A 16,924-nucleotide genomic window follows, 5' to 3' on the forward strand; every position below is an offset into this window, starting at 1 on the left:
GCGCCCACGCGCGAGCGTGTCCGTCCGATGTCGCTTGCGCTGCCGCGGTGTCGTTCGTGGTGGTGTCTGCGCTGGTCGCTGCCTACGCTCGGGCTGTCAGAGTCGATCAACACCAGCCTTGAAGGAGGACTGATGTCGACAACCACCAGCAGCCGGGGGCGGCCACGCCGAACCCGGCCACCCGCGGGCGCGGCCGCAGCGGCGGCCCGCCTCGAGGAGCTGACTGCCGCTCGCGAGCAGCTCGACGCCCGCCTGGCCGAGCGCCGCAGGCGCGAGGACGACGCCCTCGCCGCGTACGCGGCCACCGCCGGGGAGGCCGAGCAGATCGCGGTGAACCGCGACGCCGCGGTCGCCGAGGCGGAACGGGCTCGGCAGGCCGCAGTCGCCGACGCCGACGCACAGCTGGGCGACCTTGAAAGGCGGCAGACCGCCGTACTGGTCGAGCTCAACGAGCTCGGGCGCAGCGCGGACGAGCTGCACGCGTTGTTCGGGATCCCGGTCAAGAAGGTCCGGGCACTGCTTCGCGCCGGACGGGAACACCCCATCGGCCAGCAGACCGACACGACGGCCACTGCCGAACAGGCCGCGACCAGCGAGAACCCGTCGGCTCGGGACGGTCACGGGAACGACGCGGCGGTGGCGTCGGAGCCCACGACCTCCGATGAGGGCCAGGCCCCGGAAACGGCGGCCTGAACAGCCCGAACCGGGTGCGAGTGATGCGGTTCCGGTCGCGGCGGTGGTGCCCGGGCCGACCCACTCGACACCGGACATGACGAAGGGGCGGCGACCAGTTTGTGCTGGTCGCCGCCCCTTTCGTGGATACTCGGTCGCGGGGTCAGTGGATGGTGACGAATCGGCGCCCGTCCTCGTCCACGCGGAGCACGACGGTGCTCGGCGAGAGTGCCTTGAGCTCGTCGAAGCCGGCGTAGACGTCGATCCAGTGCCAGCGCTGCCGCACCAGATCGGCGGCCGCGCCCAGCTGCAGCGGCGTCCCGAGCGTGGTCATCTCCAGGTAGAGGTCGCGAGCCTCTCGCGGGCCGAAGGGCTCGCGCTCGTTGCTCTCGTCGCGGTGTGGACCCATTGCGGTCAGCCTCCCGTCTGGGATGTGGCAGGGGAAGTGCCTGGTCGGGCGGCCCACCCCCGGGGCGGGCCGCCGCCCGGGACTAGAACGGGGCCTCGAAGTCGTCGGGGAAGGTGACCTCGACCGGCTCGCGGCGGTAGACATCGCGCGACAGCCACCCGAGGTAGGCGTCGAACTCGCTGCTGCTCAGCTGCGTGATGTCGCGGTCGGTAGCGGTGGTGTTCTGGGTGACGCCCATCGTGTCCTCCGGTGGTCGGTGCGACTGGAACGCGGCATGCCTCAGCAGGGCGGGTCGGGGTCCCCGCAGGGGACGGGAGGGGGTTCTGGCTGGCCCATCCCGGTGTGACCGCTCGCCCCGACCGCAGGCCGAACTCGCCGACCGCCGGGGCGGTCTCAGCGGGATGGGTCGGCCAGGTTCATCTCCCGCTCGCCCCGGCCCGCCCTGCTGACCTCCGGGCGATCCAGCCGTGCCGACCACCGGAGGACACACCGCAGCGGACAGGACTCGGGCCCCTCCGCCGCCCGCACCCGGGCACAGCCGCAGCGGGACCGGCTCACCTCGCCCACCCGAGCTGCCTGGCCGCCCTGACGACCAACGCCGACCGGCACTGACGTGCCCCAACACGAACTCGCCGCTGTCGTGTCCGGCGACGTTCGGTCAGAGCACGATGGCGCTGAGGGGCACCGTTGCGCCGTCGCGGGTGGCCGTGGCGGCAGCCAGCGCGAGGAACTCCTCGCGCACCGCGGCGACCCCGGTGCCTCCGGTCTTCGGGTCGGCGAGCAGCTGCGCGGCGAGTTCGTCGACCGGCCAGCGCAGCAGCAACCCGTGCCGGGACAGATACAGCGCGACGGCCCGGATCCGGTAGTGATCGGCCCGGCTGTCGAGCCAGGCGTAGGCCAGGACCTGCCACAGCCACGGCCCGATCTTCGAGGCGTGCTCGACGCGCAGCACGGTCTTGACGTCGACGAGGGTGTCTCCGACCAGCAGGTCCCCGTCGGCCCAGTGCGGGACGAACACCGGCCCCGCGTACCCCATCCGGCCGTCCCTCGCGGGGCGGCCGGCGAACTCGTGGAGCGCGCCGAGGCTGCCGGAGGTCCGCAGCCGTTCGGAGAGTCGGGCGGTCTCCTCGACCACCGCGGGCGGGGCGAGCCCGCGTAGCAAGTCCGCGGTGGGCGGGTCCTGGCCGAGGAGGTCGTCGAGGTCGTCGAGGTCGACGCTGATGATCCCGGAGCGGTAGATGTCCTCAGCGGTCGACCACCAGCCGTATGAGCGGGCCAGGCCGCGTTCGGCGCCGATGCCAGCGATGGTGCCGGTCGGGGCGTGCTGGTCGTGGTAGCGGTGGGTGCGCTCGGCCAGTTCGGCGGCGGGCCGGTCGGCCCATCCCTCGCCGTCGGGTTCGGGCCATGCCTGGGCCTGCTCCAGCCAACCGCTCGGGGTCGGGCGTAGGTCCAGCGCGCGGGCCGCCCACCGTGGGGGAAGTCCGTGGTGCGACGGGTAGGCCGCGGCGATCCGGTGCGCGGCCTGCGGGGTGAGCAAACCAGCCGCGACGAGCCCGTAGAGCCCGTAGTAGGGCGGTGACTGTTCTACGGCCGCGGCCATCCGCATCCCGAAGACTCCGCCCACCTCGGCCCAGTGCCGTGCCCCGAGGCTCTGCCCCCGAGGCGGGCGCACGACCGGCGCCTGGGCGGCCGCGGCCGCCGCGGCGGCGCTGACCTCGCCGGCCACCTGGGCAGTGCCACGCATCCGCGCGGCGAACCACCGCCCCAGTTCGCCCCTGGTCAGCTCATGGACCAGCGCCACGGCACCTTCACCACCTTGTCGGGGGGCGCGGAAGCGCCCGCTGGGGGCGGCCGGGTGGTAGCGCTGCACCGGCCACGAGCAGCAGCCTCAGTCCGGTCCTCATCGCTGGTCTCCGTCGTGGCCGCCGCGGCGGCGCAGGTTCCTGGGCAGTCTCTTGCCGTACTCGAGACCGTCCTCCAGGTCCCTGGCCACTTCGGCCTCGCGAGTGTCGGCGCCGATGTGCCCGGCGGCGGCGTCCATGAGCAGGGCACGGGCGCTGTTCTCATCAAGCTCACCCCCTGCGACCAGGCGCCCGAGAGTGCGGGCGGCCTTGAGCCGGGTGTCGTGGCGGGTCCCGGGCTGAGCGCCGGTGAGCTCCTCGAGCTCGTCGTCGAGGATCTTCTGCAGGTAGGCGTCCGCGCGTCGCCGGCTCAGCGCGAGCGGCTCCGCCGGTGGCGGCGGAGGGGGCGGTGTCAGCGCCGCGGCCAGCCAACTCGGAAGCGGCGCGACGGCGCCGGGCCGCGACACCCGGTAGAGCCCGTCCTCGCGGACCGACCCGGCGCCGACGACAAACCCGCCATGCCCCCTCGTGTCGATCTTCCACCCAAGTCGCGATTGCGTGTTTCTGAGCTCCAGCCCTTCGGGCATGAGGAAGTACCTGTGCTCGCCGGAAGAAGGTGTGGTCACGGTGTAGGTGTCGACCGGGTCCGGCTCGCCGGCCTGTGCGGCCAGGCGGGCCAGCACGTCGGCCCCACCGCGGGCATCGGGGAACTCGGCGGGCGGCTGGCTGCCGCGGTGCGGGTCCAGGTCGACGACCAGCACCCTGGCCTTTCCCACTGCCAGCCCCAGATTCCAGGGCCTGGCCGTCCACCACTCCTCGATCACCTGAGGGTCGCGGGTGGCCGCGGTCTCCCAGTCCTTCACCGCGGGCAGCTTGCCCCTGGGCCAGACCGGGAACACGTGAAGCCCGGCGGCCGCGGCGTCGAGCGCGGCCTGCATCAACCTCGTCGGGCGCGGGGCGCGCACCGGGCGGGCCCGGCGCGGCGCTCGCGCGGGCTCATACGGTGGTCCCGGCTCCGTCATGACGCCTCCCGGACGGTGATCGTCGCCAGACTGCCAGGTCGCCCCGACAGAACCGAGCAGCGCACGGCCCTGCCCGGGCCGTCTTGCGGCCGCGGTGCTGGTCGTCGGGGTGGTCATGACGGCACCTCCGTGCTGGTCGCGGTAGGGATCGGGGTGGCGGTCTGGGTGGGCTTCTCGTTGTGCACCGTGGTGCCCAGGGCGGGGTGCCAGCCACCGAGCAGGTCGCGTAGCTGGGCGATGACCTCGTCCGCGGTGAGCTCGTGGCGGTCGAACCGCGCGCACATCTCGTGCACCGCCGAGGGCTTGATCCGTGGTGCGCGTGCCCCGGCGTTGCTGCGCCCCGGACCGGTCTTCGCGGCGCGCGGTCGGGCGCGGCCCTGCCTCCAGCCCTGAACGGTGGTCAGCGGCAGCTTCAGGCGGGTGGCGATCTCGGTCCAGGTGTAGTCGAACTCCTCATTCAGCGAGGTCACCGCCTTGGCCTTGTCCCGGTCGGTGACGTCGGCCTTCAGCGCTGCGGCGAGCATCGCGAACAGGGCGTCGTCATCGGTGAGCTGCGGGCGCACGATGACCGGAACCCGGAGCAGTCCGGCGATCTCCGCCGCGGCGAGGCGCCGGTGGCCGTCGATGACCTCGAGGTCGGCCACGCCGTCGGCACGTTCGAACCGCGAGTGTGCCAGCAGCGGCTGCAGCACACCTTCCGCGCGGATCGACGCGGCGAGCTCGTCGAGATCGGTCAGCGTCGTGCGGATGTTGCGCGGGTGCATCGCCAGGCGCCCGCAGGAGACCAGCGCGGTCTTGCGGGGAAAGTCCCGCGGCTCAGCGACCGGTGCGGCCGGCCTGGTGTCGGCGGCGGTCGTGTTCGTGCGTGTCGTACTCACGGGCGTTCTCCCTGGTCAAGGTACGGTGCCGGTGAGACGGGCCAGTACAGACCGCCTGGCTCGTCTCACCAGCCTCGTGGGTGGATGCGGGTCATGCGGCCGGTCGGAACGATCGGCGGCTGCGGCGGTCCTGCCCGCGGGCGGTGCGGCGCTCGTACTCGTCCTCACCGCCCCACACGCCGCTGTCCTCGTGTGCGCGGCCCCAGTCCCGGCACTGCCGCACGACCGGGCATCGGGCGCACACCGCCTTGGCCTGCTCGGTCTGCTCCAGCGCGGGCCCGGCGTTGCCGACGGGAAAGAACAGCTCGGGTGACTCACCGCGGCACGCGGCCTTGTGTCGCCAGTCCATCTCGGTCTCCTCACAGGTCGTTCGGGCGGATACGGCTGGGCGCGCCGGCCCGGTCAGGCGAGGCGCTTCTCCATGCGGGCCAGGACGATCCCGTGGCACTCAGGCTTGGAGCAGACCTCCTGGTAGCCCCACCTGGTCCCGGAGAGGTGCTTGCCGCAGCCGCGGCACGAGCGCGGCTGCTCCCCGCCGGCGTTGTTGTTCTGGCGCCTGCTGTACCTGCTGAGCTTCATCCGGGTCTCCTTCTCTTCGCTGGTCGCCGCAGGTGTGCGGCTCATCCCGTGCTCTCCGAGCGAGGCCGGGTCCGGGCAGCGCCCGCCCCCCGAAGGGACCTGCTCTTGCTGGTCGCCCCGTCCGTCGGACGGGCTGGCCAGCCGCTCCGCTGGCTGCGTGTCGGCAGCCCTCGGGGCGGGGTGTGGTCTCTCCTCGCTTCGGCGCGAACCGGATGGCCCGGGTCCCGCCGACTAGGGCCGGGCTCGCCGCAGGCGACCGCGCGCGGCCGGAGCGCAGCGCAGGGCCTGGACCGGGGCGAGCGGGTCTCGGGCAGGATCGCGACGTCGACCAGCGAGGACGGCACCCCACCGCCAGCCGCTCCGCAGCTCACCGACATCTAAAGCACTGGCACACACCGGCGAGAGTCGGTGATCATGGCCGGTATGGGACGTCCGCAATGGCTCCCGGACGTCGTGGCCGGGCTCTGGATCGCCGAACAGCTGACGCGGCTCGACGGCACCGTCGGCCAGCACGTCCCCGCGGTCTTCGAGGCCTATGCGCGGGTCCTGCACCCGCCACACACCATGACCGGAGAGCCCGGCACCTGGGCGCAGGTCTGCGCCCGCACCGACACGATCGCTCACCCGCTGATGCAGTGGCCGACGATCTCCCGCACCCACGACGTGCCCGCCGTCGGTGGAGGGGTCACCCGCCGGTCCGCCTGGTTCGGGTCACCTCCGGAGCCGGGGAACCTCCCCGCGGCCGCTCTGGCCGCGCTGCTCGACGTGCTCTCCGAGTCGACCGGTGACCAGCAATGTGTGTTCGCGCTCTGGGAGGGTCTGGGGTGGGTCGACGGCCGCGGTGCCTGGTACCAGCGGCGCGACGCCGACGGGACCGTGATCGAGGAGGGCGAGCCGCCCTCGGCGTTCCCGCTCGAGGTCCTCGACGGGCCGCGTCTTCGGCTTCCCGGCCGCGACTACTTGCTGTTCGCTGGCCCGCTGGCCGACGCGACCGGCCTGGGTGACCCGCGAGGTGTCTGGCCGCAGTCCCCGAACCTGTTCTGGCCACAGGACCGGGCATGGTGTGTCGCCACCGAGATCGACTTCGATTCGACCCTGATCGGCGGGTCCCAAGCGCTGATCGACTCGGTACTGACCCATCCCGGGCTGGAGGCGTGGCCGGTCTCACCCGAGGACTCGCTGGCCTGGGACGCAGACCTGATCAACGGCTGAACGGTCTCGAGCGGCACCAGCGAAGGCTGGCGCGTGGTACGGAGCATGCAGACCCTCGGGCGGCCCGCGCGTGCGGGCCGCCCGAGGCGTGGAGGTCAGCCGACCGGCTGCGGCGCGGTGCTCGACGTGCTGCGCTGCTCGGTGCTCTGCTCGCGGTTGCGCTGCACCTTCTCGACCGTCGCCGTCTGGAACCGCAGGCTCACCGCGACCTCGCGGGCCTCGATCTTGGTGCGGCGGATGACCGTGTCCTCGCCGCCGGGCTCGCGGGACTCCTTGGTGAAGGAGTCGTCGACCTCCTCGCCGGTGACCACGACGTGCATGCCGGTGGCGAGGGTGTCGTAGACGTTGGCGGCGAGCAGCCCGAACACCACCACGTCCTTCCAGACCGTGGGGCGGTCCACCCACTGGCCGCTCGCCTGGTCGCGGCGCCGGGAGTTGATGGCGATGGAGAAGTTGACCACCGCGTTCCCGGTGCGCTGGCTGTGGTTGATCCGGATCTCGCGGCCGACGGTGCCGTGGAAGGTGTTCTCGTTCATGGTGGTGCTCCTGTCCGGTGGTCGGTGTGTTGGGGTGACGCGGCTTGCCTCAGCGCGCAGCTCGGGTCTGGGGCGGGGGTTCCGGCTCGTCCATCCCGGTCGTGACCGCCTCCACTCCTCCCGGCGGCCGAGCTCATCGACGGGTTGCGGCGGTCTCACCGGGATGGATGGGTGCGGGTTCATCGCCTCATGGCCCGGGGGGTGTGCTGACCTCCGGGCGTCTCCATCAACCACATCGACCCGTCCGGCCAGGAGCTGGCCGCGGGCGCGCACCGATCCGCTGCCCCGTAGTTGCGCCCGGATCAGCCACGGTCGCCCGTTGGGGCACCGGCCCGTGGGGGCTGTTCCTGACAGACGCCGGATGATGCGGCCAGGCAGTCTCAGGTCCTGGCCTGAGTTCCCGAGGGTCTCTAGAAGAGCTGGTGCTGGATCGGTCCTTCTGCAGGGGTGGACTCCCACCGACCGCCGCGGCCGTGCGCGCGGTCCCGGTCGGTGACGACCAGTTCCACCTGCTCGACCCGCGGACCAGGCACGTCACCTCCAGCTCGTGCGTGGGCGTGGTCGTCTTCGGCCTCGCTGAGCAGGGTCGGGAAATGCTCATGGCAGCCTTGCCAGGTCATCGTGCGGGAACTGAGCTTCCCCCGGTTTCCCGGAGTGCGAGTTACCTGTCGGCGTCGCGCTGGGCGCGACGATAGTTGTCCTCGTACTCGTCCGGGGAGAGGCCGCCGAGGCGGGCCTGGATCCGGCGCGGGTTGTACCAGCCGTCCAGGTAGCGGATCAGCGCGTGCTCGGCCTCGCGGCGGGTCGCGAACGTCGTACCCGGCCAGTACAGCAGCTCGATCTTGATCGTGGCCCACAGGTTCTCGGCGAGGGCGTTGTCGTAGCTGTCGCCTGTGGACCCGGTCGACGGGGCGACACCGGCGTCGACCAGGCGCTGGGTGAACCGCAACGCCGTGTACTGGGCGGGTTCAACCGGTCGATGCAACACCGGGCTGCGGGAGCGAGCGTAGTTGCTCTTCGAAGACCTCGGCAGGGGTCTTCCATCCGAGGACCTTGCGGGGTCGGTTGTTCAGTGCGTGAGCGACGGCCTCGAGTTCCTCGGCGGACCAGCGCGATAGGTCGGTTCCTTTGGGGAAGTATTGGCGCAGTAGGCCGTTGGTGTTCTCGTTCGTCGGGCGTTGCCATGGTGAGTGGGGGTCGGCGAAGAAGACCCGCGTCCCGGTCTCGACTGCGAACAGCGCGTGCCCCGAGAGCTCCTTGCCGCGATCCCAGGTCAGCGTCTTGCGTAGCTGTTCGGGCAGCTTCGTCATCGACGCGGTCAGCGCGGCGTTCATCGCGACGGCCCCGTAGCCGCCCAGCGACGGCCCGTTCTTGACATACGGCTTCTCGCCCCAGCCTTGCTCCCGCGGCAGGTGCACCAACAGCGTCGAGCGGCTACTGCGCTCGACGAGCGTGCCGATCGCCGACCTCCCGGTGCCGATGATCAGGTCGCCCTCCCAGTGCCCGGGAACGGCGCGATCCTCGGCTTCAGCGGGACGCTCGCGCAGGACGACATCGGCGGTCACGTGACCCTGCGCCTTGTTCCGGGATCGCGCCCGCGGCTCCCGCAGCGCACGCCCTGTCCGCAGGCACGCGACCAGCTCACGCTTGAGCGCACCGCGGCCCTCGATGAACAGCGATTGGTAGATCGCCTCGTGGCTGATGCGCATGGACTCATCATCGGGGAAGTCCACCTTCAGGCGCTGCGCGATCTGTTCGGGGCTCCACGCCAGCGACCATCTACGGTCTGCCCGGTGCGGCTTGTTGAGCCCCTTCCAGACCGGCGGTGTCGGACCCGCGACGATCGTGCCGTCAGGTCTACGGACGTTGCCCGCGAGCCGGTCTTGGACGTACTCGCGCAGCCGCGGGTTCTCGACCAGCTTCGCGGTCTTCGGGCGTTTCGCAGCCTGCTGGGCCTTCCACTGCGCCACCCCGGCGCGGTACTCCACCTTCCCGCTACGGGTGGCGGCGTTGCGGCGTAGTTCGCGTGAGACCGTCCCGGGGTCCCGCCCGATCGCCCTGCCGATCTCACGGACTCCCTTGCCCTTGGCGCGCAAGATCGCGATCTCCTCGCGTTCGTCGAAACTCAGGCAGCGACCCGACGGCTCGGTCAGCAAGATCGGCGGCATGCCGCCAGCGTGGCGAAACCAGCGGGCACCGACCGGCCACGACACGCCGACAGCCAACGACGCCTCCACCGTCGTGACACCCGTGGCGATCAGCCGCCAGAACTGTCGCTGCACCACCCGCGACGGCTCTGGCCGCCCAGGGGAACGCATCGGCGGCCGCAGCGCCCGATCAGCACGCCACTGCCGGCGAAGCCCCTCGGGCATATCGCCGGTCCTCCTGCTCCAGTCCTTCGTCGCCATCCCTGGACTCCTCCGTGATCAGGGTGTTGCGACGACCGTTTGAATCCGCCCTGGGATCCCTTATCGCTGTGAAAGATCAACTGCCCGGGTCGCAGGTCCCGGGAGCGCAGGGCGTGGTTGAGCGCGGTCAGCACCAGCGCCGTGGTCGCGCGCGGGTCGGTGGCCCATCCGACGACCCGGTTGGAGAAGGTGTCGCGCACCGAGGCGAGCCAGAGCACGCCCTCGCCGGTGACGATCCGGGTCAGGTCAGCCACCCACACCCGATTCGGCGCTGTCGCGGTGAAGTCGCGTTCGAGGAGGTCCGGCGCCGGCCGGTGGGCCGGGTTCTGCCGGGTGGAGCCGTGCTTCCAGCCGCGGCGCAGGTGCGCGCCCTGCAGTCCGTGCTCGCGCATGATCCGCTCGACCCGCTTGCGGCCCACGTGCACGCCCTGGCGGCGCAGCTCCAGCCACACCCGCGGCGAGCCGTAGGCGGCGGCGAACTCGCTCACCGACCGGATCTTCACGATCTGCTCGAGCAACACGGCATCGTCGAGCTGCCGCTGCGACGGAGCGGCTCGCCGGGCGCGCCAGTCGTAGTAGGTCGAGGACGCGATACCGAGGACCCGTAGTACGAGACCGGCGGGGAAGTCATGGGCATCGACGAAGCTCATGACCACCTCCGGGTCGGGCCGATCTCGCTGGCGAAATAGGCGCTCGCCGCGCGCAGGACCTCGTTGACCCGCCGCAGCTCGGTGTTCTCCTTCGCGAGCCTGCGGTTCTCGGCCGCCATGTCGGTCGTCGGCCGATCATCACGTTCGCCCTTGTCGGCCTCGGCCTGGCGCACCCAGTTGCGCAGGGCCTCGTGATGCACGCCGAGCTGCCCGGCGAGCCCACGGAACGTCGGACGAGGGTCGGACTCCCGATACAGCCGAACCGCTCGTTCACGCAGCTCATCGGGGTACTTCTTCGGTGCAGCCACCAGTGCCTTCCTTTCTGGCCCTCAAGATCGAACCAGCCTTCAGACACTCCGGCAAAGCGGGGGAACCTCAGAACGACGGCCGAGCGGATGCCAGGTCACTCGACGCACCGGCCTTCGCGGACACTGGATCGGGGGCCGGTCCGGCCCATCGACCGACATCTGGCCGTCGCAGCGCGGGCCCGTGAACCGGCGCGCCCATTGCAGATCGAGCCGATGCTCGGCCCCTGCCCGACCTCCTGTTGCCCGGACCGTGGTGGGTGCTGCCGGGCAGTGGAGCTGGTCGGGTGCGTCCCTGGGCACCCAGGCGCCCTTCAAGCGAGGGTTGGCCGGGGCGAGGGCGGTGTTGATGTAGAGCTGCGCGTGGCACCACTCGCACCGATCCCACGTCGGCCACAGCACCCGCTCCGCCCCGAGGAGCGGAGCCGGGTGCCGAGACTCTGTCATCGCGAGCCATCGCGGATCAGGGCACGCAGCATGCCCGGTTCGATCCCGGCCGCGGTGAGCTGGGTGGCCAGCCTGGTCAGGGGTAGGCCGGGGTGGGTCCGCTCGGCCACTTCGAGGGCGACGTTTGCGGTGGCGCCGTCGCCGTCGAGCAGCGCGGCGAGCGCGCACACCGTGGCGGCCTGCGCGCGGGAGCGGCCGGGCAGCTGCTGCACCATCCGCAGCCACGCGGCCCGCATCACCCCGTGCTCGGTGACCTCAGCGGTCCACCCGACCAGCGCGTCACGGCGAGCCGGGGTGCCGAGGGCGGCACCGATCCCGACGATGACGTCCTCATCGATCTCGTCGAGCCGTCCGTCCAGTACCTGCGACCCGAACTCCAGGACCGCGGCCGCCACCTCGGGGCCCTCGCCGTCGAGCATCCTGATCTGTTCGGCGCGCCGGCGGGCGGTGGCTGCGTCGATGCGGCTGTCGAGCTCGGCGGCGAGCTCGGCGCGGGAGCGGTAGTTGACCCGGCCGGTGGTCGCGACCGCGGTCACGGCAAGCACCGAGGAACCCGGGTCGTCGAGGATTCCCGCGTTCCCGCAGTCACACAGGCACTTCCACGGCATGCCCGCCGCGATCTGCGGAGTGTGCAGGGCCTGCTGGACCCGGACCCCGACACCGGCGAGCTGCTCGGTGACGGCGTCGACCAGGTCGGCCCGGTCGTCGTCACCCACGAGCACCAACAACGCGGTGAGTGGCTCGTCCGGCTGGTGCTGGTCGATCACCGCGGCGGCGTGCGCGGCCACCGCGGCGGTCTGGTCGCCGGCGGGTGGGAGGTCGACGCGCAGGGTGAGCCCGACGCGGCGCCCGGCGAGGGTGAGGATCACCAGCGAGTCTGCGGGGGTGAACCCGACCAGCGTCGGGACCGAGGCGATGATGCCGTCGCCGCTGTTCAGACGGACCGGGCGGGCAGGCTGAGGTGTCGTGGTCATGGTCAGGCTCCGTTCCGGGCCGGGGTGTTCTCGCCGGTGCAGCGCCGCGTCCGCAACGCCGTGTTCTGCGCGCTGTAGTGGTTGTGCGGGTGCGGGTGCCCGCGGTGGTCGAGAGACTTGAGCTGGTCGCAGCCGGTGCAGCGGCCGTAACGGCCGCTCGCGGGCGTGCGGGTGGTCTCGGACATGACGGAACTCCTCAGGACGAGGTCGGCAGGACAAGAGCGGGCGAGGGTGCGGGCCCCGGGGAAGCGGGGCCCGCACCACGACGTGCGCGGTCGACCCGGTGCGCTCAAGGTCAGCGGCTGGGTGTGCGCATCCGGGCTTCGAGGGCGGCGTGGTGGTGCCAGGCCACCAGCGCGCCGGTGTAGCGCGGGCTGGGGGAGTAAGTGCGGTTCTCCTCGCCGATCGGCTCGCCGTCGATGGCCAGCCTCCAGCCCATGTGGTGGTCGTGGGCGGTGCGGAACCAGCTGACCGCGACGCGGACCGTGGTGAACGGGATCGCGAGGTCCAGCGTCACCGAGCAAAGGCTGATCGGCCCGGCATCGCAGCTGCGCGGCTGCGGGCAGATGTCCCAACGCTCGGTGCACGACCACTCGTGGTCGGAGTAGCGCAACCGCTCCGGGCGCGCCTGCAACCGGATGGCGGTCTCGACGAGCAGCCCACGGGCGTACTCGTGGGCGCCGTAGCCGCCCGGGCGACTGCGGTCACGCGGGATGTTGGTCTCGACAGTGTCGGGCAGCACGTAGCTGCGCATGTAGTCGAAACGGTCGAAGCTGTTGATCTTTCCGGTGGGGTCGAGCACGTCCGGTGGCCTCCTTCTGAGGAGAGGGGCGGGCCCTGTCTGGGCCCGCCCGCGGGCGGGTCAGAAGCCGGGCTCGTTGAGCGCGCCGCCCAGGTCGGCGCCGATGCGGTCCTGGTTCGCCTCGCGGTCACCGAACTCGCGCCACGCGCCCTCGGAGTCGAAGCCGACGGTCGTAGCGGTGGTGGGGGTGGTGGTCGCGGTGCGGAACATCAGGGCCTCCTGCGGGTCGGTGCGGCTGGAACGCGGCTCTGCCTCAGCGCGGGCGGTCGGGGTCCCCGCAGGGGACGGGCAGGGGGTTCCGGCTGGCCCATCCCGGGTGTGACCGCCTCACCCCGACCGGCGGCCGCGCGCGCTAACCGGCACGCGGTCTCACCGGAATGGGTCGGCCGGGTTCATCTGCACGCTCGCCCCGCCCGTCTGTGCTGACCTCCGGGCGATCCAGTCGTGCCGACCCACAGGTGGCCGCGACCCGCGTCGCAGCCACCGCCCCCACACTGACCCACCTGCACCGAGCAGCCCGGCAGCCGACCCTTTCCGTCCCGAACGGGAGGACCCTGCGGGCTCGACGGATCTCGTCCTGCCAGGGCGAGCGGGAGCTGGAGCGCGGGGGCCGAGATCGGCCCGCCGCGCTCCAGCTCAAGCGGGCGGCTCTGTGACCGCCCCGGCGTTGGTCCCCTCCGGACCGATGCCCGTGTCCGAGGCGCCCTCGGCATCCGAGGGGTTCTCGACTTCGCCGGGGGCCGGGGTCTCGGGGTCGATGACGAGTTCCTCGACGTGGGTGGGGGTGTAGCCCCAGCCCTTGAGCGCCCTCATGTAGGCCGCGGCGCGGGTGTTGGGCAGGGCGTGGCCCGTGCGCCAGCTGGAGCGGTGCAGGCTGTCCTCTTCGGCCGCGAGCGCGACCGCGAGCATGACCTGGGTGGACTTGCCGGCCCTCGCCCCATCGAGCAACGCCAGCAGCGGGTTGGGCTTGCCCGAGTACCAGCCCTGCGGCACCTCGACGCCGAGCAGTGCGCAGGCGAGCTGGTTGCCGCTCTCGAAGGCCTTGCGCAGCTCGTGTCCGCCGGTGGCCATCGCCGTGGCGACGAACAGCGCGGCGTTGTTCGGCGCGGACTTCCGCGCGAGCAGGGCCTTGACGAACTCACGGCGTACCGCGACCGCGGCGTCCCAGGCCTTGTTGCCCTCCACGACCCGCTTGCGTTCGACCCGGGCGACCTCCTTCTCCGCAGCGAGCTCGTCCTCCGACTTCGACTCGTCGGCTTCAGCGGTGCTCACGCGGCGCTCGTAGTAGGGGGCGTGGCCGTGACGGTCGGGGTCCAGACAGTAGGCGATGGGTTCGACGGACGGCTCGTTCGACGACCAGTGCCGCGTGACCTCGAACGCGATCGCGTGGCCCGGGCAGTCCTGGTGGTCCTCGGCGCTCAGCCGGGTGTACTGCGGGTCCTCGACGCGCGGGCGCAGCTCGGTCAGCGCCCGCGCGGCCGGGTGCGCCTGGGTGTCCGCATCACCTGCCTCGTCGGTGCGCAGCACCGTCGAGCCCTGCTCGACGGCCTGCTCGACGGCCTCGGCCAGCAGCCGACGGTCCTCACGGTCGTTGCGGGCGCGCTGCGCGGTGTGGGCGAAGCGCCCCGGCTCGCTGGCCGCGCACACCGTGAGCGCCTTGACCGCCTCGATCCCCTCGGAGGTGCCGTCGTCGAACTCGGAGATCACCGCGGCCTGGTCGAGGGTCAGCTCGTACCGGGCCATCGCCTTGGCCGCGATCTCGCTGGCCGCGACCCGCGTGGTCTGGCGGATCCGCGCCGCCGGGGTGCGGGTCTGACGGGCGATCTGCGCCGCGCTCAGCCCGAGATCGAGCAACTCCTGATGAGCGGCGACCTCTTCGCAGTCGCTGATCCCAGAGCGATGATGATTCTCACCGAGCTGGTCGACGATGCGGGCGATCTGTCCCTGCGGGTCGGCTTCCGTCGGGTCGTCGTCAGGCTCGAGGAACACCCGCACCCGCGGCAGACCTACCTTGAGCGCGGCCAGGGTGCGGCGCTGGCCCTTGCGCACCACCAGGGCCCCGTCCTCGCGGCGGCGCACCGTGATGGGCTCGCGCACTCCGCGGTCGCGGACGTCGGCGACGAAGTGCGCGTCCAGCCGCACCTCGGTGCGGGTATTGATCCCGACGACCAACTCGCCCGGGTCCATCCACATCAGGACGCCGAGATCTTCCGCTTCGGCATCCGGAGTCGTGAGTGGGTCGTTGTCGCTGCTCGCGGCTGGGGCGACGGTCTCCGCCGCGGTCTCGGCGGCGGAGCCGCCATCGTTGCTGCCGTCGACGGTGCCGGTGAGTTCGGTTGTGCTCACGCGAACCTCCACGAGGTGAGTCGGGCCCCGCGACCCGGAAGGGTCGTGGGGTGCGTCCCGGGGTGGGACGCACTCGCCCGGGGCGCCCCTGCGTCCCGGGGTGGCGGGGGTTCGCGCTGGCCCGGGCGGTGTGGACCCGCTGCCTCTCGCGCGGGTGGCTTCTTGCCCCGATGGGTTGGGCGTCGAGGCGGGTTCATCCGTGCCGGAGCCGGCGGGGTTCATCGCCGGGCCCGGCCGCAGGGATGCCAGAGTGCGAGTCCCACAACGCGGGCCGCCGCCCTCGCGGCCCGCCGCTCGATCCCTTCCGCAGTCCGGCGCGGGACCACCCACCCAGCTGTCACGCGTCTCCGGTGTCTCTGGTCTCCGCGGGTTCGGCGAGCTCCGTGAGCTGGTTGTGGACGCTGGCCTCGACCCTCTTCCATTCCGGGCTGGTGAGCTCTCCGCGGTTGGCCATGAGCCGAGCGCTGAGCACGGCCTCCACCGCGATCGCCGCCCAGCGGGGCGAGTCCGGCGTGATGTGGTCACGCAGGTGCTCGTAGCGAACGGTGTGCGTGGCGCCGCCACCCATGATCGGGGAGGGCACCGACACGCTCTTGGCGTTCGCGCGGACCACGACATACCAGCCCGACTGGTAGCGGATCAGGTCTCCACGGCTGATGTCGTCGCGGCGGTAGTCGGTGGCCTGCCCATTGGTGATCTGCTCAGCGCGCACCTGCTGCCAGTGGGCCAGTTGAGAGCGGGTGTGCTCCTCGCGTTCGGCGAGTTCGGCGTCGCGCCGGGCCCGGACCTCGTCGGTGATCCGGGTGTCGGTGGGCAGCTCGGCGCGTTCGCGCATGTACCGGTTCAGCTCTGCGGTCAGAGTGCGGATTCGATTGGCGACGGTCTCCGGGTTGTGCCGGTGCCGCATGTGCGCGGCCGCGGTGGCCGCTGCCTCGGCGGTCTGCCCGGCCTCGCGGTCGAGCTCCACCGACCGTGCCATATTCGCGCGCGCCCGCTCCCGCCGCCGCGAGTCGCGCCCGTAAGAGTGGTGGTCGGTCAGGAGCGGCTGGCCGAGCGGTATGTGGTCGAACACCCGGTTCGCTGCCTCTTCCCGGCCGGCGGCCTCGGTGGCGAGGCGGTCGGAGCGGGCGGTGAGCCGATCCGCACGCTGCTCGGCGCGCACGGACCGTTCCGTTTCGGCCTTGGCCATCGAGCGAGCGGTGGTGTCGATGCGGACCTCGACGGAGAACCCGGCCGATTCCAAGGCCTGCACGGTGCGGTCGATCGCGCCGAGCTTGGCGGGGCGGTCCTGGCTGTGCTGCAGCCGGTAGTCCCCGACGGAGCGGCGAGCCAGCCAGCCCAGTGACCGCAACGTCCGGTAGAGGTCATCGGCTCGCTCCACACCCTCGAGGCAGGTGCCCTCGGCGTAGGTGTGCTCGATGAGCAGCTGCCGCCGCGGCTGCGCCGGCCCGAACGTGGGTTCGGGCTCGTGATCGGGGTCCCCGACGATCCGGAACGCGGTCTGGGTAGCGGTGACGCCGGGATGAAACTCCGGGCGCACCGCACGGACGACGATCTGGGCGGGGTCGTGCGAGCCCGCGCGCAGAACTCCCGCGCGAGTCTGGGCGTCGGGCAGGTCCCGGTAGACCCAGTTGCGGTGCGCCGATCCGATCACGGTCAGGAACTCACCACCGGAGAGGGTGCCCGCGGCGTAGCCCTGGGCCGGCGCCACCGGCGGCGGTGTCGGCGAGGCCTTCGGCGGCGCCCCGCGAAGAGCCGAGTTGGGCTGCTGGGCGTGGGGGTCTGGGGTCATGATCGAAGTAGTCCTTCTGTGAGGTCGTGTCCCGCTCGGATGATCGGGACC

The 16,924-nt window shown here is 72.0% G+C and carries 21 protein-coding genes; 2 read left to right on the forward strand and 19 right to left on the reverse strand.

Annotated features, from left to right (window positions below):
- The first annotated feature begins 132 nt into the window (after window positions 1-132).
- A complete protein-coding gene (locus L3X23_RS00870) occupies window positions 133-693 on the forward strand; it encodes a translation initiation factor IF-2 (protein WP_237190086.1) in 561 nt (186 codons plus the stop codon).
- A gap of 142 nt (window positions 694-835) precedes the next feature.
- Here the strand turns inward: L3X23_RS00870 and L3X23_RS00875 are convergent, their stop codons facing one another.
- The 7 genes from L3X23_RS00875 to L3X23_RS00905 form a co-directional block, all read right to left on the reverse strand.
- Window positions 836-1,081 carry a hypothetical protein gene (locus L3X23_RS00875; protein ID WP_237190087.1) on the reverse strand — a complete coding sequence of 82 codons (246 nt, stop codon included), beginning with the start codon at window positions 1,079-1,081 and terminating at the stop codon, window positions 836-838.
- Window positions 1,082-1,163: 82 nt separating this feature from the next.
- On the reverse strand, window positions 1,164-1,319 hold the full coding sequence (locus L3X23_RS00880) for a hypothetical protein (protein WP_237190088.1): 156 nt from the start codon (window positions 1,317-1,319) through the stop codon (window positions 1,164-1,166).
- A 420-nt stretch (window positions 1,320-1,739) separates the two neighbouring features.
- Window positions 1,740-2,882 carry a hypothetical protein gene (locus tag L3X23_RS00885; protein WP_237190089.1) on the reverse strand — a complete coding sequence of 381 codons (1,143 nt, stop codon included), beginning with the start codon at window positions 2,880-2,882 and terminating at the stop codon, window positions 1,740-1,742.
- Window positions 2,883-2,981: 99 nt separating this feature from the next.
- Complete coding sequence (locus L3X23_RS00890; RefSeq protein WP_237190090.1) at window positions 2,982-3,860, reverse strand: bifunctional DNA primase/polymerase; 879 nt, start codon at window positions 3,858-3,860, stop codon at window positions 2,982-2,984.
- A 197-nt stretch (window positions 3,861-4,057) separates the two neighbouring features.
- Window positions 4,058-4,822 carry a ParB/RepB/Spo0J family partition protein gene (locus tag L3X23_RS00895; protein ID WP_237190091.1) on the reverse strand — a complete coding sequence of 255 codons (765 nt, stop codon included), beginning with the start codon at window positions 4,820-4,822 and terminating at the stop codon, window positions 4,058-4,060.
- Between the two features lie 91 nt (window positions 4,823-4,913).
- The gene (locus L3X23_RS00900; protein ID WP_237190092.1) at window positions 4,914-5,171 is read right to left on the reverse strand and encodes a WhiB family transcriptional regulator; all 258 of its coding nucleotides are present in this window, start codon (window positions 5,169-5,171) and stop codon (window positions 4,914-4,916) included.
- Window positions 5,172-5,224: 53 nt separating this feature from the next.
- Window positions 5,225-5,401: a hypothetical protein gene (locus L3X23_RS00905; RefSeq protein WP_237190093.1), complete on the reverse strand. Its 177-nt coding sequence runs from the start codon at window positions 5,399-5,401 to the stop codon at window positions 5,225-5,227.
- A 423-nt stretch (window positions 5,402-5,824) separates the two neighbouring features.
- Between L3X23_RS00905 and L3X23_RS00910 the strand changes: the two genes are divergently transcribed.
- A complete protein-coding gene (locus tag L3X23_RS00910; protein WP_237190094.1) occupies window positions 5,825-6,613 on the forward strand; it encodes a hypothetical protein in 789 nt (262 codons plus the stop codon).
- Window positions 6,614-6,708: 95 nt separating this feature from the next.
- Here L3X23_RS00910 and L3X23_RS00915 read toward each other — a convergent pair whose 3' ends face one another.
- From L3X23_RS00915 to L3X23_RS00965, 12 genes are all read right to left on the reverse strand, one after another.
- The gene (locus tag L3X23_RS00915; protein WP_237190095.1) at window positions 6,709-7,149 is read right to left on the reverse strand and encodes a single-stranded DNA-binding protein; all 441 of its coding nucleotides are present in this window, start codon (window positions 7,147-7,149) and stop codon (window positions 6,709-6,711) included.
- Window positions 7,150-7,559: 410 nt separating this feature from the next.
- The gene (locus L3X23_RS35025) at window positions 7,560-7,682 is read right to left on the reverse strand and encodes a hypothetical protein (RefSeq protein WP_255733851.1); all 123 of its coding nucleotides are present in this window, start codon (window positions 7,680-7,682) and stop codon (window positions 7,560-7,562) included.
- A 128-nt stretch (window positions 7,683-7,810) separates the two neighbouring features.
- Complete coding sequence (locus L3X23_RS00920; RefSeq protein ID WP_237190096.1) at window positions 7,811-8,134, reverse strand: IS3 family transposase; 324 nt, start codon at window positions 8,132-8,134, stop codon at window positions 7,811-7,813.
- Window positions 8,118-9,521, reverse strand: a complete 1,404-nt coding sequence (locus L3X23_RS00925) for an IS30 family transposase (RefSeq protein ID WP_237190097.1) — start codon at window positions 9,519-9,521, stop codon at window positions 8,118-8,120. The genes L3X23_RS00920 and L3X23_RS00925 overlap by 17 nt, the downstream gene beginning before the upstream one ends.
- The gene (locus L3X23_RS00930; protein ID WP_237190098.1) at window positions 9,407-10,207 is read right to left on the reverse strand and encodes an IS3 family transposase; all 801 of its coding nucleotides are present in this window, start codon (window positions 10,205-10,207) and stop codon (window positions 9,407-9,409) included. The genes L3X23_RS00925 and L3X23_RS00930 overlap by 115 nt, the downstream gene beginning before the upstream one ends.
- Window positions 10,204-10,515: a transposase gene (locus L3X23_RS00935; RefSeq protein WP_237190099.1), complete on the reverse strand. Its 312-nt coding sequence runs from the start codon at window positions 10,513-10,515 to the stop codon at window positions 10,204-10,206. Before L3X23_RS00935 ends, L3X23_RS00930 begins: the two co-directional genes overlap by 4 nt.
- A 440-nt stretch (window positions 10,516-10,955) precedes the next feature.
- Window positions 10,956-11,933 carry a DUF4192 domain-containing protein gene (locus L3X23_RS00940; protein ID WP_237190100.1) on the reverse strand — a complete coding sequence of 326 codons (978 nt, stop codon included), beginning with the start codon at window positions 11,931-11,933 and terminating at the stop codon, window positions 10,956-10,958.
- A gap of 2 nt (window positions 11,934-11,935) precedes the next feature.
- Window positions 11,936-12,118, reverse strand: coding sequence for a hypothetical protein (locus tag L3X23_RS00945; protein WP_237190101.1), 183 nt, complete (start codon window positions 12,116-12,118; stop codon window positions 11,936-11,938).
- A 110-nt stretch (window positions 12,119-12,228) separates the two neighbouring features.
- Window positions 12,229-12,735 (reverse strand): hypothetical protein, encoded by a 507-nt coding sequence (locus L3X23_RS00950; RefSeq protein ID WP_237190102.1) that lies wholly within the window; start codon window positions 12,733-12,735, stop codon window positions 12,229-12,231.
- A gap of 60 nt (window positions 12,736-12,795) precedes the next feature.
- Window positions 12,796-12,945 carry a hypothetical protein gene (locus L3X23_RS00955; RefSeq protein ID WP_237190103.1) on the reverse strand — a complete coding sequence of 50 codons (150 nt, stop codon included), beginning with the start codon at window positions 12,943-12,945 and terminating at the stop codon, window positions 12,796-12,798.
- 426 nt (window positions 12,946-13,371) lie between these two features.
- The gene (locus L3X23_RS00960; RefSeq protein WP_237190104.1) at window positions 13,372-15,081 is read right to left on the reverse strand and encodes a ParB/RepB/Spo0J family partition protein; all 1,710 of its coding nucleotides are present in this window, start codon (window positions 15,079-15,081) and stop codon (window positions 13,372-13,374) included.
- Between the two features lie 337 nt (window positions 15,082-15,418).
- Window positions 15,419-16,873 (reverse strand): DUF3560 domain-containing protein, encoded by a 1,455-nt coding sequence (locus tag L3X23_RS00965; RefSeq protein WP_237190105.1) that lies wholly within the window; start codon window positions 16,871-16,873, stop codon window positions 15,419-15,421.
- Window positions 16,874-16,924 lie beyond the last annotated feature (51 nt).

Source organism: Pseudonocardia sp. WMMC193 (genome assembly GCF_021728735.1).
Lineage (GTDB): Bacteria > Actinomycetota > Actinomycetes > Mycobacteriales > Pseudonocardiaceae > Pseudonocardia > Pseudonocardia oroxyli.

Excerpts from the sequence above, each read along its gene's own strand:
- L3X23_RS00870 (WP_237190086.1), top strand. The coding sequence starts at position 133 with ATGTCGACAACCACCAGCAGCCGGGGGCGGCCACGCCGAACCCGGCCA.
- L3X23_RS00875 (WP_237190087.1), bottom strand. The coding sequence starts at position 1,081 with ATGGGTCCACACCGCGACGAGAGCAACGAGCGCGAGCCCTTCGGCCCG.
- L3X23_RS00880 (WP_237190088.1), bottom strand. The coding sequence starts at position 1,319 with ATGGGCGTCACCCAGAACACCACCGCTACCGACCGCGACATCACGCAG.
- L3X23_RS00890 (WP_237190090.1), bottom strand. The coding sequence starts at position 3,860 with ATGCAGGCCGCGCTCGACGCCGCGGCCGCCGGGCTTCACGTGTTCCCG.
- L3X23_RS00900 (WP_237190092.1), bottom strand. The coding sequence starts at position 5,171 with ATGGACTGGCGACACAAGGCCGCGTGCCGCGGTGAGTCACCCGAGCTG.
- L3X23_RS00905 (WP_237190093.1), bottom strand. The coding sequence starts at position 5,401 with ATGAAGCTCAGCAGGTACAGCAGGCGCCAGAACAACAACGCCGGCGGG.
- L3X23_RS00910 (WP_237190094.1), top strand. The coding sequence starts at position 5,825 with ATGGGACGTCCGCAATGGCTCCCGGACGTCGTGGCCGGGCTCTGGATC.
- L3X23_RS00915 (WP_237190095.1), bottom strand. The coding sequence starts at position 7,149 with ATGAACGAGAACACCTTCCACGGCACCGTCGGCCGCGAGATCCGGATC.
- L3X23_RS00925 (WP_237190097.1), bottom strand. The coding sequence starts at position 9,521 with ATGCCCGAGGGGCTTCGCCGGCAGTGGCGTGCTGATCGGGCGCTGCGG.
- L3X23_RS00930 (WP_237190098.1), bottom strand. The coding sequence starts at position 10,207 with ATGAGCTTCGTCGATGCCCATGACTTCCCCGCCGGTCTCGTACTACGG.
- L3X23_RS00940 (WP_237190100.1), bottom strand. The coding sequence starts at position 11,933 with ATGACCACGACACCTCAGCCTGCCCGCCCGGTCCGTCTGAACAGCGGC.
- L3X23_RS00945 (WP_237190101.1), bottom strand. The coding sequence starts at position 12,118 with ATGTCCGAGACCACCCGCACGCCCGCGAGCGGCCGTTACGGCCGCTGC.
- L3X23_RS00955 (WP_237190103.1), bottom strand. The coding sequence starts at position 12,945 with ATGTTCCGCACCGCGACCACCACCCCCACCACCGCTACGACCGTCGGC.
- L3X23_RS00965 (WP_237190105.1), bottom strand. The coding sequence starts at position 16,873 with ATGACCCCAGACCCCCACGCCCAGCAGCCCAACTCGGCTCTTCGCGGG.